17 protein-coding genes are annotated in these 15425 nt (G+C 37.7%); all 17 read right to left on the bottom strand.

The features are described from left to right. Nucleotides 1-38: 38 nt before the first annotated feature. Complete coding sequence (locus tag B3D94_RS13175; RefSeq protein WP_025113938.1) at nt 39-407, bottom strand: TIGR02530 family flagellar biosynthesis protein; 369 nt, start codon at nt 405-407, stop codon at nt 39-41. A gap of 15 nt (nt 408-422) precedes the next feature. Beyond that, the gene (gene flgD / locus B3D94_RS13170; protein ID WP_069483260.1) at nt 423-1109 is read right to left on the bottom strand and encodes a flagellar hook assembly protein FlgD; all 687 of its coding nucleotides are present in this window, start codon (nt 1107-1109) and stop codon (nt 423-425) included. 3 nt (nt 1110-1112) lie between these two features. Further along, nucleotides 1113-2372, bottom strand: a complete 1260-nt coding sequence (locus tag B3D94_RS13165; protein WP_291757646.1) for a flagellar hook-length control protein FliK — start codon at nt 2370-2372, stop codon at nt 1113-1115. A gap of 24 nt (nt 2373-2396) precedes the next feature. After that, nucleotides 2397-3005, bottom strand: a complete 609-nt coding sequence (locus B3D94_RS13160) for a MotE family protein (protein ID WP_069480351.1) — start codon at nt 3003-3005, stop codon at nt 2397-2399. Nucleotides 3006-3009: 4 nt separating this feature from the next. After that, entirely contained in the window at nt 3010-3459 is a 450-nt protein-coding gene (gene fliJ, locus B3D94_RS13155) for a flagellar export protein FliJ (RefSeq protein WP_069480350.1), read from the bottom strand. Continuing rightward, entirely contained in the window at nt 3460-4785 is a 1326-nt protein-coding gene (fliI, locus tag B3D94_RS13150) for a flagellar protein export ATPase FliI (protein WP_069480349.1), read from the bottom strand. Between the two features lie 5 nt (nt 4786-4790). Beyond that, complete coding sequence (gene fliH / locus B3D94_RS13145; protein ID WP_069480348.1) at nt 4791-5582, bottom strand: flagellar assembly protein FliH; 792 nt, start codon at nt 5580-5582, stop codon at nt 4791-4793. Further along, entirely contained in the window at nt 5575-6588 is a 1014-nt protein-coding gene (gene fliG, locus B3D94_RS13140; RefSeq protein WP_008180783.1) for a flagellar motor switch protein FliG, read from the bottom strand. The genes fliH and fliG overlap by 8 nt, the downstream gene beginning before the upstream one ends. A gap of 15 nt (nt 6589-6603) precedes the next feature. Then, a complete protein-coding gene (fliF, locus tag B3D94_RS13135) occupies nt 6604-8199 on the bottom strand; it encodes a flagellar basal-body MS-ring/collar protein FliF (protein ID WP_069480347.1) in 1596 nt (531 codons plus the stop codon). 119 nt (nt 8200-8318) lie between these two features. Continuing rightward, nucleotides 8319-8624: a flagellar hook-basal body complex protein FliE gene (fliE, locus tag B3D94_RS13130; RefSeq protein WP_025113930.1), complete on the bottom strand. Its 306-nt coding sequence runs from the start codon at nt 8622-8624 to the stop codon at nt 8319-8321. A 23-nt stretch (nt 8625-8647) separates the two neighbouring features. Next, the gene (flgC, locus tag B3D94_RS13125; protein ID WP_012293259.1) at nt 8648-9109 is read right to left on the bottom strand and encodes a flagellar basal body rod protein FlgC; all 462 of its coding nucleotides are present in this window, start codon (nt 9107-9109) and stop codon (nt 8648-8650) included. Between the two features lie 3 nt (nt 9110-9112). After that, entirely contained in the window at nt 9113-9505 is a 393-nt protein-coding gene (gene flgB, locus B3D94_RS13120) for a flagellar basal body rod protein FlgB (RefSeq protein WP_008180790.1), read from the bottom strand. Between the two features lie 581 nt (nt 9506-10086). Beyond that, nucleotides 10087-10866, bottom strand: a complete 780-nt coding sequence (gene codY / locus B3D94_RS13115; RefSeq protein WP_025113928.1) for a GTP-sensing pleiotropic transcriptional regulator CodY — start codon at nt 10864-10866, stop codon at nt 10087-10089. An 87-nt stretch (nt 10867-10953) separates the two neighbouring features. Next, nucleotides 10954-12354: an ATP-dependent protease ATPase subunit HslU gene (gene hslU, locus B3D94_RS13110; RefSeq protein WP_069480346.1), complete on the bottom strand. Its 1401-nt coding sequence runs from the start codon at nt 12352-12354 to the stop codon at nt 10954-10956. Further along, nucleotides 12354-12899, bottom strand: coding sequence for an ATP-dependent protease subunit HslV (gene hslV / locus B3D94_RS13105; protein ID WP_008181271.1), 546 nt, complete (start codon nt 12897-12899; stop codon nt 12354-12356). The genes hslU and hslV overlap by 1 nt, the downstream gene beginning before the upstream one ends. 21 nt (nt 12900-12920) lie before the next feature. Continuing rightward, a complete protein-coding gene (xerC, locus tag B3D94_RS13100; protein WP_291757635.1) occupies nt 12921-13820 on the bottom strand; it encodes a tyrosine recombinase XerC in 900 nt (299 codons plus the stop codon). 285 nt (nt 13821-14105) lie between these two features. After that, nucleotides 14106-15419 carry an FADH(2)-oxidizing methylenetetrahydrofolate--tRNA-(uracil(54)-C(5))-methyltransferase TrmFO gene (gene trmFO, locus B3D94_RS13095; protein ID WP_069480344.1) on the bottom strand — a complete coding sequence of 438 codons (1314 nt, stop codon included), beginning with the start codon at nt 15417-15419 and terminating at the stop codon, nt 14106-14108. Between the last annotated feature and the right edge of the window lie 6 nt (nt 15420-15425).

Raw genomic sequence — 15425 nt, 5'->3', positions numbered from 1 at the left:
AGCATCACGAAGGCTTCCTTTCATAAGAAGGTCCAGCCTTAAAGCACGATCGTGCCATCAATATTTGTAAATAACTGTTGTTTTGCTTCCGTGCGATCCATTGCTGTAATGACAGTAGCGTTTTTAGCACTGACAATTAAAGCTGCTTGATCCATCAAGACTAATGGCTGTTTAACACCTTTTGAGTGAGCTTCAAATACCTTATCCGAGACAACCTGCCATTCTTGTTCAGAGATGTCAATTTTACGCTCCATGATTCGTTCATGTGCATGTTTGCTCACCTTTAGCTCTTGCTTTGATGCTTCCTGTAAATGGGCTTTAAAGGATTGCTGTGAATGAATGGGCGTAGGTTGAGTTGCACGAATAGATGGATGCAAGGGTACACGATGAATTGAAAACTTATCCATCACTTTTCCCCACCTTTATTCGCTAATAACTGTAAAATCTTTATCCGTAATTTTTTTATCATTGTCTAATACGTAATAAATAACGCCATCTTTATTGGAAACAGAGACGATTCTCCCTTGTAATTCCTGCTCGCCATCTTGATATGTAACTTTTTTACCTATCAATTTACTAGCCTGAACAAGTGGAGATTCTGGCACAGGATTATTTCCATTTGAACTTGTTCCAGAGCCAAGGATTCCAGAAATATTACCAGGCGTTATTTCTTTCCCATCTGCTAATATGAAGACAACACTACCATCTACAAACTTCAAGGATTCAATCACACCTGTTCCTTCATTTACAACTGGATCTCCTTTTTCATCTGTTTTATCTGTAATTTCATGCCATTTGACTTCTTTACCAACAAAGGTTGCATAATTCATCATTTGTGTTTGTTGCTGTGATGCTAGTAATGATTCTATTGCCTTTGTCATGTTTTGCATTTGTTCTAAAGAAGAAAACTGCGCCATTTGTGAAATAAACTCTCGGTCATCCATTGGATTTGTTGGATCCTGATGCTGTAATTGAGTAATTAACAGTTGGAGAAAGGCATCTTTGCCTAGTTCACTATTCCCTGTTTGTTTGGTTGGTTTTCTATAATTCGAATAGTAAAGATCGTCCGTTATGGATGTATTAGCTACTTTAGCCGTTGAATCAGCCATCATTTATACCTCCTCGCTTAATAAATAGTCACTAAATGACATCTCTTCATCGTCATCCTCAGTTTTTTGGTGCTGTTCTTCATCCTGTTGTTGCCTAAAGAAATTATTAAAGAAGTTTTGATCACGTTGCTGGCGATCTGCATCCTGTAATGATTGTGCAATATCAAGACGATCTACTTGAATGTTTTGCTGAACAAACGCCTGTTTTAGCTGATGAGCTTGACTATCAAGCATCTCACGTCCATGCGCTGTAGAAGCTAGTAGACGTGCTGTCAGTACGCCATCATTTTGCACAAGCTCTATACGAATTGTTCCTAAATTTTCTGGATACAATTTAATCGTTAATCGTGTTATTCCTTGTGCGTTAGAAATTTGGGCTCTATTGATTATGGCTTGCATTTCTTTTAATAAAGCCTCTGACTGTGCAGGCTTAGCAGTAGGTAATGTTATCTGGAACGTATCCGGTTTGGTTTGTACCGTTTGCGGTGTCACCATTTCATTAGAACTTGTCTCACTTTGCTTAGTCATTTGGACTTGCTGGAAGCCCTGTAATGAAAATGTTCCTGTTGATTTGGTTGTTATTACTTGTATAGTTTCGACTTGCGTTTGTAATGTCGTTAAAAGACTTTTAACGGTTGTTAATAAGTTTTCTTGTGGAGCTGTTAAGTCCGATTTCTGTCCTACTAACTGCGCTAGCTTTAACACTTGAAGTAATTGCTTCGCTTCTTTTGGTGTTACTTGACCTTCTCCTTGCAACGCTGAACCTATTTGCGCTTGTAGAATTGGCGCTTGGGCATCTACTAATGATAATAGCTCCCAAACATCACTAGCTTCTTTTTCTTCTCCTAATAGCTGTTGGACTATTTTTTGAAGCTGTTCATCCTCAATACCTAATGCATTTAGTATATTGTCCAGATCCAGCATTTCGTCCATAGACACTGCTTTACCGTCTTCTCCAAGTTGAAGGATTAACAAACCATCATCGTGGGGGATTCCTAATAAATCAAGTACCTCTTCCAATGAATCAGCATTTAAAACCTGCTGTAAATCAGCCAGCTCATTATTTGGAGTAGCTTGAGAAGATTGATTTGATTGGGTTGAGGATGAAAGTACTTGTCCAAAAACAGAGCCGAATTTCGATAAAGTCTCCTGTTTCGATGTTCCTTCGATCTTCCCATCAGTGCTATTACTTGTTGTAGCTTTCGTTGCCGCAGTTTTGGTCGGTACTGATTGAGTTATCATTTTCATCATCGCTATATCCACTCTTTTCACCTCCTTTCATGAACTCTATTGTTTAGCCATGAGTTCCGTATATTTCGCTGCATCTTTAGCATCCATTTTCTCTAAAATTGCTGCTAGTTTATCAGGTTTTAAATTGGTTAAAATGCGTAATGCTTCTGTATCACTCATATTGATTAATACAGGTGCAGCAGATTTTGGAGACATTTTATCAAAAGTTGATAATATATCGTTGAAGTCACGTTTTACATCATCTTGTTCTCGATTTAATTTTTCAATTTCAAATTGAAGCTGCTCTTTTTCAGTCATGAGCTTCTCTTTTTCAGTTGTTGTTGTATCCAACTTTTTTTGTAGTTGTGTAATTTCTGCTTCTTTTTCTTGAATCTCTGCCTGTAAATTAACTATTTTCGAGTCATTATTTACGACAGCATCTTTCGCTTGCTGTTCTTCTGACGGAACAAAAGGTAAATTGCCAATTGCCTTTTTTCCTAAGTCAAAAACATTTGTATTCATTAATGTAGCCACAACAAGTAAAACTGCTACTACAAACATAAGTGGCAGTACGATCCAAGTAAAAAACTTTAGAAAGCCTCCCGTTTTTTTCTTAGGCGGCTGTTCTACTAATTCCGCTTTCAATCGATTGTCTTTTCTCACCATGAAATCACCTGATTTCTCTCTTGTTATACGTTAATAATGAAATTTCATCTAAAAAAAGGCTTTCTATACGATCCTGCTCTTGTTGGAAAAGCTTAAAATCCTTTTCTCTCATTTTTTCAAATTTACGTACTTCCAAGTTTTTTTCTAATAATTTATCTTCGTGCCAATTCATTTTTGCACGAGCTTGTATCACTTTCTGCTGAACATCTGCAATTGTTTTTTCAAGACTATCAATAAAACGTGCGTAGTGATGAATTTCATCAATAGATGAACCAACAGTTAAACGATCCTGCTGGAAGGCAATTAAATCTTCCTTCTTTTTAAGCAAGTCATATAACTTCGTAGCCACTTCCTCAAAAGAACGGACAGATTCCTTGTAGGCCATTTCAGTTTCGTTTTTTTCTTGCTCACGAATTGTTAACACATTTTCAAAACGATACACATAGCTAACCATCTAGTTCACACCACCGTTCGATAAGGATATTAGCTCATTCACACTTTCTTCCAATGTCACTTTGTCCAAATAGCCCTGCTTGAGATAAGCAGTAATGAGCGGTTCATAATGAATAGCTTCATCAATTTCTTTAGATGTGCCTCGTTTATAAGCGCCAATATTGATTAAATCCTCAGATTTGTCGTATGTATAATAGAGTTCTCTTAATCGTTCTGCAGCTTTTTTATGCTCAGGTTCTGCTACATGATTCATCAAACGACTAACACTTTTTAAAACATTTATAGCAGGGTATTGACCTTTATTAGCTAAATTTCGATCAAGCACAATATGACCATCTAATATCCCTCGCACCGTATCAGCGATTGGTTCATTCATATCATCACCATCTACTAAGACCGTATAAAATGCAGTGATAGAACCCTTTTCATTAGTACCTGTACGTTCTAATAATTTAGGTAATATCGCAAATACAGACGGTGTATACCCCTTCTGTGCAGGTGGCTCACCTGTGGCAAGTCCAATTTCACGTTGAGCCATGGCAACACGTGTAACAGAGTCCATCATCAACATGACATTTAAACCACGATTTCTAAAATATTCGGCGATTGCTGTTGCAGTAAACGCCCCTTTTATCCTCATTAATGCCGGTTGGTCAGAAGTAGCAGCCACAACAATAGAGCGACTTAGACCTTCAGTACCTAAATCACGTTCAATAAATTCACGAACCTCACGCCCACGTTCTCCGATCAGCGCAATAACATTCAAATCTGCCTGCGTATTTCTTGCAATCATTCCAAGAAGTGTACTTTTTCCGACCCCTGAACCCGCGAAAATCCCGACACGTTGGCCATTACCAACAGTTAACATTCCATCAATAGCTTTAACGCCGACCTCAAGTCTTTCATTTATTGGCGGACGTGTTAGTGGATTTGGCGGATCTTGCTCTGTCGGAACCGTCATTAGCCCTTTTGGTAATAATGTGCCATCAATAGGATTTCCCATTGAATCCAACACTTTTCCTATTAGCTCTGGGCCCACTTTTACTTCTAGTGGAGCCCCCGTCCCTTCAACAAGACAGCCAATAGATATTTCTCTTAAAGAAGTGAAAGGCATTAAAACAACAATTTCATCTTTAAAGCCCACAACTTCAGCTAAAATGATTTGGTGACCATTGTTTACAGTTTCCACATGAATTTTACAAACATCACCTATGGAACTATCCGGACCTTGCGACTCAATCATCAAGCCGACAACTCTAGTGACTCTACCAAACTTTTTAAAAGTTGGCATATGAGGAATATGTTCGATTAATTGAGCCGTCTTCATCTAGATCATTCCCTACTTTCCAATATTTCATGAAGCTTTAATCTTAGTTCGTTCAATTGCTCATCAATGCTCACTACTATACGTCCATGATTTGTTTCGATATAGCAATCTGTTTCATTGTTCAAATCTTCATTAACAAAAATCATAAATGGTACATCAACCGGGAACATTTCCGCTAATTCATCACGATTAGCAGTAATTAAAGCGTGATAGGTTGGCGACACATAAATTTTAATTTCTTTCATCTCTCTCGCTTCTTTTAAGCCTCTGCGAACAATCGACACAAATAGATCAGGATCACGTTCTAAAGATGTGCCAATTATTCGTTCCGCTGTCGTTAGGCCAAGCTCTAATACCACAGCTTCTTGATCATCAATATATTTTTTTGCATTTTCTTTTGCCTGATTAATGACTTCATTCGCAGTTTGAAGTGACTCGGCCATTGCTTCTGTGGATTTGTTCACACCGTCTTCATAGCCTTGTCCAAAGCCTTCGTCATAGGCTTCTTGAACTCGATTCGGTCTTTCTTCTTCCCAACTTAACTTCAAATGCTCAATCTCTTGATAGTGCATGTGCTTTTCTTGCTCAAATGCTTCACGCTCTGCTTGTAAAGAAGCTCTAGCCTCTGTAAGTAAACGATCTCGCTCAGCCATTATTTCTTCTATTGTTAATTGATGTTGGGATGAAGCATCATCACCATTTTCCAAATCAAGTCCTTCAAACATATCACGAATTTGTATCTCTTTTACATTATCGCTAGTGGATTGAGTGTAAATTGAACGGATGATTCTAGACAATGACGTCATCTCCTCCACCACGTGCAATAATGATCTCACCAGCATCCTCTAGGCGACGAATAACAGCAACTATTCGAGATTGTGCCTCCTCTACGTCACGTAAACGTACAGGTCCCATAATTTCCATTTCTTCTTTAAATGTTTCAGCCATACGTTGAGACATATTGCGGAAAATAATATCTTTTACCTCTTCGCTTGACACTTTCATTGAAAGCAGTAAATCTTCGTTTTCACAATCGCGAATAACACGTTGAATGGAACGATTGTCGAGTGTAACGATATCTTCGAATACAAACATGCGTTTTTTGATCTCTTCTGCCAGCTCTGGATCTTGAATTTCAAGTGCATCAAGGATCGTTTTCTCAGTTTGTCGATCAACACCATTCAGTACTTCAACGACCGCATCAATACCACCAGTTTCAGTGTAATCTTGGGTAACTGTAGATGATAATTTACGCTCTAACACCGATTCAATTTCACTAATTACTTCTGGTGAAGTCGATTCCATAACTGCTATACGTTTTGCAATGTCAGCCTGTACTTCCTGTGGTAATGAAGATAAAATCACTCCCGCTTGCCCCGCTTCTAAATAAGAAAGAATTAGGGCAATTGTTTGTGGATGTTCATTTTGAATAAAGTTGAAAATTTGTGCTGGATCAGCTCTCCGTGCAAAATCAAACGGTCTCACTTGTAACGAAGATGTCAAACGATTAATGATTGTCTGAGCTTGTTCTACACCAAGTGCTTTTTCTAATACTGTTTTCGCATAACCAATACCACCTTGCGTGATATAGTCTTGAGCTAGCGCAATATTGTGGAATTCTTCTATAATCTCTTCCTTGACGTTTGATTCTACTTTTTTAACACTTGAAATTTCTAATGTTAAACGTTCAATTTCTTCCTCTGTTAAATGTTTATAGACTGAAGCTGAAACTTCAGGTCCTAATGAAATTAACAAGAGAGCGGCCTTTTGTTTTCCGGTTAATTCCTTATCTTTCTTGGACACAGCCGAACCTCCTAGTTAGTCTTCAGCAATCCAACTACGCAGTAACTTCGCAAAATCGTCTGGCTTATCTTTTGCCATTTTTTCTAGCTGCTTACGACGCATTGTAGCTTCCGTTTCAATTTCTTCATTAATATCGTCAATCATTAAATCTTCTTGTTCTTCTAGGATACTTAGCTCTTCTTCTTCCTGCGCACGCTTACGAGAACGGATAATGAAGAATGCTAACAATAAAATAACCGCTAATAAGATACCGCCAATAACCCAAACCCACCAAGGAATTATTGGTTTTTCATCAGCAACTTGTGTGGCCTTACCATATAGAGGCTGTACAGATACGGCTACTTTCTCATCAATTTGCTCCTGAGTAAGCTCAGCTGCCACGTCTTTTGAAATCGTTGTACGAACGATTGTGCTTAAAATTTTCTCAATATCTTCGCGGACACCGTCAGGTAATGACGCTGCATCTGTTGCTGTTGGTGGTTCAACAATTACTTGAATTCCAATATCTTGCACCTTATAAGGAGCTTCTTGGATATCTTTACGTATACGGTTCACATCATTGTTAATAGTTTCTTCCGTACGTTCATAATCGCCGTTACCCGATGTACCTTCATTATAAGTAGTAAAGTTATCAGTAGTTGTTTCAGCTTCAGGTGTTCCAGTAGCTGCTGCCGCCCCTGTTCCAGAATATTGCTCAGTAATTCTTTGAGCACTAATGGCGATTCCTTCCATATTTTCTTCATCAACAGGTGTCACAAGGTTTTCTTCACGATTTTCTTTCTTGAAGTCAATATCCGTAGTGACAGAAACCATCACTTTATCTTGTCCCATCAACGTACCAAGCATATTTTGCACTTGACGTTGTAGATCACGTTCGACTAACTTTTTCATTTGCAATTGACCTTCAGCCGTTGTTGTAGATGTTCCATCTGTTGTGGCTGCATTCAAGTCAAAGTACTCTGAGAATTGGTTAGAGATTACGATGTTTTCAGTTTTTAAATTCGGAATACTTTTTGACACCAAATTATACATAGTTGTAATTTGCTGTTCTGTAAATTTATATCCTGGATCTGTATTTAATACGATAGATGCAGTTGCATCCTCTTTCACATCTGTTACGAAGACCCCTTCTTCAGGAACAGTAATCATTACCTTTGCATCTTTAACGCCTTCAAGGTTTCTAAAAAGCTTAGCGATTTCAGTTTCAGTAGCTGCTTTTTTTAATAGATTAAATTCATTATCTGTCATCCCAAACCCTGAACTGTTTGCAAATGAGTAATCAATCGTACCCGTTTGTGGATATCCTTCTGATGCTAATTGCACTAATAAGGAGTCAACTTGCTCCTCAGGCACTAAAATAGATGTTCCGCCTGGCGCAATTTGATATGTTACACCTTGTGAATCCAGTGCTTCTTTTACTTGTCCAATTTCTCTTGTTGATAAATCTTTATAAAGTGGAACATATGTAGTTTTTGAAGCGAAAAACGTTACAATTGCCGCAAGAGCGATGACACCTACCAAGGAGCCAATCATAACTATTTTTTGCTTTTTACTTCGACTTTTCCAAAATTGACTGGTGTCGTTTTTTATTTTCGTCAATCGTTCATTCATTATGAATCCTCCGGTTATAGTGAATAACCTAGCCATCAATAATTTGCGAACTTCAAGAGCCCACCATTTAAGTGGTCATTAATCTTTTATCGAGAGGGGCTCTCCCCCCCAATCAAAGATTAAACGCTCATTCGCATTATTTCTTGGTAAGCTTCAATCACCTTATTGCGAACTTCAATTGTTGCGTTTAATGTAATGCTCGCCTTTTGTGAAGCAATCATTACCTCATGCAATTCCACATTTTCACCTTTAATTAGCTTTTGAGTAAAATTATCGGATGTGATTTGCTGGTCATTAACTTTGGCTATTGCCTCTTTTAACGAGTTCGCGAAGCTTTGTTGTGCTTCATAAGGTGTCGTATTAAGTTTATTTGTTTCATTTACAACCTGAGTAGGTGTCATTAGCGAAACGGACGAAATTGTCATTATGTATCTTCCTTTCTTCTTATTTATTTACCAATCTCTAATGCCTTTGTAAGCATAGATTTATTTGCGTTAAATACTGTTACGTTTGCCTCGTAAGAACGAGTGGCTGACATTAAATCTACCATTTCTTTTAATGGGTCGACATTCGGCAAATTGACATAACCATCTGCATTTGCATCTGGATGAGTTGGGTCATAAACAAGTTTGAAAGGTGTTTCTCGGTCTTCTGAAATACGAGTTACTTTCACACCATTTCCAACACCGCTTTTGGCGTCTTTCCCAAGTGCTACATTCATAAACTTTGAAAATTGTCCTTCTTGTGCTGTAAACGTTACAGACTTCCGTCGATACGGCTCCCACTCCCCATTAACTTGACGAGCTCGAGTTGTATCCATGTTTGCCATATTAGAAGAAATGACATCCATGCGTAAGCGTTGTGCAGTTAAAGCCGAGGCAGTGGTATTCATCCCATGGAAAATAGACATCTATTACTTACCTCCTTTAATAACTGTGTTTAATGTGTTTAATTTCCCGTTTACACGATCAATTAAAGCATTGTAGTAAATTTGATTTTCTGCTAATTTTGCCTGTTCAGCATCCATATCTACTGCGTTGCCATTATTTCGGTATCGTAGATTTTCTATATTATTGACACCAGGTGTAGATTGTCGAATTGTGAAATCATAATGTCTATTGTCAGTTCTATAGGCAGAAATAGAGATATCCTTTTGTTCCGCCAACATATCCTTAAAACTAACATTTTTCGCCTTATAATTAGGTGTATCGACATTCGCAATATTGTTTGCGATTGTTTTATGATTCAAAGTTGCATAGGAAAGTCCATTTTCCAAGCTACTAATAGTTCCTCCAAATAAATTCAAAACTGTTCACCTCATTTTATTAAATTCTATGTACTTGTTAATATATTCAATAATACAATTGTAATTAAGATGCTACCTAGTGTCTATTGTCTTTTGTCACTTTTTAATAGTATATACGCCCTATTTTTTCAACGTCTCAACCGGGACAATACTTCTGCATCCCTTGTAGCTCTAGGCTTCATAAAAGGTTGGTTACCACCTAGTTATTTTACACTATTTCGACAGTGTTTACGATTTTAGTATTAAATTTGCCTTTTTATGAGCTTTATCGCCTTTTAAAACGAAATTAATTTAGGGTTCCATTTTACTAGTTCGACAAATAGCTGAATATTCTAATATAGGCAATTAACAGTTTATTCACCATTATTCTAAAGTAACACACATTTCATTTTTATATGCTAATTGTAGTGACAAATTTATGAACGACATTAGGTTAAAAGAAACAAAAAAGCATCAATATTCTCCAAATTTGTATTTATACAAAAAACAACGATCAATTGTATCGTTAAATGTCTAGTGAAATGCATACAAAAAGGCACCTAGTTTTACCTAGACGCCTTCTTTATCTTCTTCAAGAAGAATTATTTCATTTTAATTTCAGCTAATGCATTTAAGAACTTATCATTTAACACTTTAATATAAGTTCCTTTCATACCTAGAGAGCGAGACTCAATAACACCTGCTGACTCCAGTTTACGTAATGCATTGACGATCACTGAGCGTGTAATTCCCACTCGGTCTGCGATTTTAGAGGCAACAAGTAAACCTTCGTTACCATCAAGCTCTTCAAAGATATGCTCAATAGCTTCTAATTCACTGTAAGAAAGTGAGTTAATGGCCATTTGTACAACCGCTTTGCTACGAGCTTCCTCTTCGATTTCTTCAGACTTTTCGCGCAAAATCTCCATGCCAACTACTGTTGCGCCATACTCTGCAAGGATTAAATCATCATCTTCAAATTGAGAAGATAAACGAGCAAGGATTAATGTACCTAAACGTTCACCACCACCAACGATTGGTACAATTGTTGTTAATGCGTTTTGGAAAAGATCTTTGTTTTCCACAGGGAAAGCTGTATGTTCGTTATGGATATCTAAATTAGACGATGTTTCTGAGATTGTAAATAAGCTATGTGTGTATTCTTCAGGGAATTGTCTCTCTTCAAACATTTTTTTCATACGCTCATTTTCAATTTGTTGGTGAATTGAAATACCTAATAATTTACCTTTACGGCTTAAAATATAGACATTACTATCAATAATATCACCCAGTGTATCAGCCATTTCCTTAAAGTTTACAGGCTTACCTGCAGAAGCTTGAAGCATCGAGTTAATTTTACGTGTTTTTCCTAATAAATTCATTATATGTTCCTCCTATAAATAATCCGAAGAGTATTCACTTAATATTCTAAAGTTTTTTACTACTGAATGGTACTGATCAGCTTTATCTTACAATATAAACTGTGACAAATCTTTGTTTTTTACGATACCTGCGAGTTTTTGATCTACATAGGCTGCGTTGATCGGTATACTCGCTGGTGCAATTTCAGCTGCTTCAAACGACAGCTCTTCTAGTAAACGTTCTAAAATCGTGTGCAAACGGCGAGCTCCGATATTATCTGTTTCCTGATTAACCTCTGTGGCTATTTCCGCAATACGTTCTATGGCATCAGATGTGAAATTGATTTCCACACCTTCCGTTTCTAGCAATGCCTTATACTGTAAAATGAGCGATTGATCTGGTTCTTGTAAAATACGGACAAAATCTTGTTTTGTTAATTTTTCAAGCTCTACACGAATTGGGAAACGCCCTTGCAATTCTGGAATCAAATCTGAAGGCTTCGACATATGGAACGCGCCTGCAGCTATAAATAGCATGTAATCAGTTTTCACAGCGCCATACTTCGTAGTTACAGTCGAACCTTCTACTATTGGTAAAATGTCTCGTTGTACACCCTCACGAGATACGTTCGCAGAAGAATTTCCTTCTTTACTAGCTATTTTATCGATTTCATCAATAAAAATAATACCAGTTTGCTCTGCTCTAACAATTGACTCCTGTGCCACTTCATCTGCATCTATCAACTTATTTGCTTCTTCTATTGTTAAAATACGACGCGCATCCTTTACCTGCACACGGCGTTTTTTCTGTTTTTTAGGCATTAAGCTAGATAGCATATCTTGCATACCATTATTAGCTGACATATCCATTCCCGTGCCTTGTAACGCATCAAAAATGGATGGAGTTTGTTCTGTTACCTCTACCGTAACCCATTCATTTTCTAATTTGCCATTTCGTAAATCAATAGCAATTTGTGCACGTTTAGAGCGTACTTCTGTTTCCTCAGTTGACGTATCATCCGTTGAAGTTTGTTCTTTCCCACCAAATAACATTTCAAATGGATTTTGCATGCTCTGTTTCTTACGCAATGACGGGACTAAAAGTTTCACAATCGCTTCATTTGCTAATTGCTCTGCTTGTTCCTTAACAGATTCCATCATCTCTTCTTTTACAAGACGGTGAGAAGCTTCTACTAAGTCACGTACCATTGATTCAACATCACGACCTACATAACCTACTTCTGTAAATTTTGTCGCTTCCACTTTTACAAAAGGTGCATTTGTAAGCTTCGCAATTCTTCTGGCAATTTCCGTTTTTCCGACACCAGTTGGCCCAATCATCAAGATATTTTTAGGAATAACCTCTGCCTTCATATCTTCATTTAACAATGAACGACGATAGCGGTTTCGCAAAGCAATGGCTACAGCTCGCTTAGCTTCATTTTGCCCAACAATATAACGATCTAAATGCTCAGTAATTTGTCTTGGCGTTAAATTTTTTTGCGTCATTAGCTCAGCGCCTCCACGATAATATTATGATTCGTAAATACACAGATTTCAGCAGCTGTTTCTAATGCTGCTTCAGCAATTTCACGAGCAGTCATCGTTTCACCTGCATATTTTTTTAATGCTCTACCCGCTGATAAAGCATAATTTCCACCAGAACCAATAGCTAAAATTCCATCATCAGGTTCAATGACTTCACCAGTACCAGAAACAAGTAGCAGTGTTGTTTTATCCATGACTAATAGCATTGCTTCTAGTTGGCGTAGCATTTTATCTCCGCGCCATTGCTTGGCAACCTCTACTGCAGCACGTTGTAAATTACCGTTATATTCATTCAATTTGCCTTCGAACATCTCAAATAGTGTAAATGCATCTGCAACAGAGCCTGCAAAGCCTGCCAGAACCTGCCCATTAAACAGACGTCTGACCTTCTTCGCTGTACCTTTCATCACAACTGCATTTCCTAATGTTACTTGACCATCACCAGCCATGGCACAGCCTCCGTTATGATGAACTGCAAATATCGTAGTCGCATGAATTTGTCCCATCTGCTTTCCTCCTTAACTCTATTATGCCCTTGGATGAGCATTCATATATGTTTGACGTAGGTGCTCTTTTGTTACATGTGTGTAAACCTGTGTAGAAGATAAATGCGAGTGGCCTAATAACTCCTGCACTGTTCGCAAATCCGCGCCATTGTTTAATAAATGTGTGGCAAAAGTATGGCGAAGCATGTGTGGGTAAATTTTCGTATGCAGTGAGGCCTTGTCAATCATTTCGTTTAAAACATGACGTACCCCTCGTGGAGTAAGTTCCCCACCTCGCATATTGACAAACAATTGCTGATGATCAGTCTTTTTCATCAATCTAGGACGAGCCTGCTCTAGGTAGTCCAGCATTGCTAAACTCGCAAATTGACCGAATGGGATAATTCGTTCTTTCCGACCTTTTCCCATAACTCGTATGATGGAATAATGAAAATCTACATCCTTAACCTGAATGGAAGTTAGCTCACTTACACGAATACCTGTCGCATATAACAGCTCTAATATAGCCATATTTCTCAATGATTTCAAATCATCCCCGGTATTCGCGTTAAATAACTGCATTAATTCTTCTTCATAGAAGAAATTAGGTAAACGAGATTCTTTTTTTGGATGATAAAGAGAACGAAATGCCCCATCATCAAATCCATACTGTCTATTTAGAAAGCGGAAGAAGGAGCGTATGGAGGATATTTTTCTAGAAATAGAAGCCCTTGCTCTTTTTTCGTCATACAACTTTGTTACATAAAGACGTGCATGTATATATTCAACACTCGCTAAATCATTAATTCCCTCCCCTTGTAAGAAGGTCAAAAAATCCAGCAGGTCTGATTCATATTCTCGCACTGTATGAACAGAGAAGTTCTTTTCAACTTGGATGTAAAGCATGAACTGTTCGAGTGCATCTTGGGACGAAACTAACATAGAAAGATTCACCACCAATAATTTATTAATAATTTTCTCAAATGACTGACACTTGTAATATAACGGATAAATTATTCTTTGTCATCTCTTACAAGTTTGTATCGTAAACCATCATTAATAAACATACATACTGACACTATACCTATCTTTGTAAGATAGCAAGTGTAATTAGTTATATTTTGAGAAAATCTCCATACAAAATAATAAAACATGTCTAAGCAAGCATTTTATCTACAAAAAGAAAAAGCCTCTAAGAGTATAACAACTTTTAGAGGCTTTTGGCAATTAAATTGTTTGTGAATTCACAAAATTATGAATCATGCTTATTGCGCGTGTTGCATGCATTTCAGCGCGCTCCGGTTTTGAACGACGACCTGGTGGTAATTCAGGGAAAATACCAAAGTTAACGTTCATTGGTTGGAAGTTTTTCGATTGCGCTTCTGTTATATAACGCGCCATACTTCCTAACGCCGTTTCGAATGGGAAAGTAATTGGCTCTTGTCCCAATGCTAAACGAGCTGCATTTATTCCGGCTATTAATCCACTTCCAGCTGATTCAACATACCCTTCAACACCCGTCATTTGACCTGCAAAGAAAATATTCTTTTGTTCACGAAGTTGATATGTTTTCTCTAATACTTTTGGTGAATTAATAAAAGTATTTCTGTGCATAACACCATAACGTACAATTTCCACGTTTTCTAATCCTGGGATTAGCTGTAATACTTCTTTTTGAGGGCCCCATTTAAGATGTGTTTGGAAACCAACAATATTATAAAGAGTACCAGCAGCATCATCCTGGCGAAGTTGTACTACGGCATATGGACGTTTCCCTGTTTTCGGATCTTCAAGTCCGACTGGCTTCATTGGGCCAAATAACATTGTTTTCTCTCCACGAGCTGCCATAACTTCGATTGGCATACAGCCCTCAAAGTAGATTTCTTTCTCGAATTCTTTTAAAGGTACTACTTCCGCTTCGATTAATGCTTGACGGAAACGATCAAACTCTTCCTTCGTCATTGGGCAGTTTAAATAAGCCGCTTCTCCCTTATCATAACGAGATTTTAAATAAACCTTATCCATATCTATACTATCTTTTTCAATAATTGGTGCAGCAGCATCATAAAAGTATAAATAATCCAGCCCTGTTAAACCTTGAATTTTTTCAGCCAAAGCCTTCGAAGTTAAAGGGCCTGTAGCAATAACTGTTATACCTTCAGGAATTTCAGTCACTTCTTCATGAATAACCTCCACCAATGGATGATTTTTCACTGCCTCTGTCACATAACCTGCAAACTCATGACGGTCTACTGCTAATGCTCCTCCAGCAGGTACAGAACATTGGTCTGCTGCCTTTAAAATGACAGAATCTAAAATACGCATTTCTTCCTTAATAACACCTACAGCATTTGTTAAGCCATTTGCACGTAGCGAATTAGAACAAACAAGCTCTGCAAATTTATCTGTATGGTGGGCAGGCGTTTGCTTTACTGGACGCATTTCATAAAGTCTTACTTTCACACCGCGTTTTGCTATTTGCCAAGCTGCTTCACTACCTGCCAGACCCGCTCCTATTACATTTACTACTTGTTCAGTCATGATTTT

The organism is Lysinibacillus sp. UBA5990, from assembly GCF_002429815.1.
In the GTDB taxonomy this organism is placed as follows: domain Bacteria; phylum Bacillota; class Bacilli; order Bacillales_A; family Planococcaceae; genus Lysinibacillus; species Lysinibacillus fusiformis.
The sequence above is the reverse complement of the archived record's forward strand: the minus strand, read 5'-3'. Positions and strand labels throughout refer to the sequence as shown.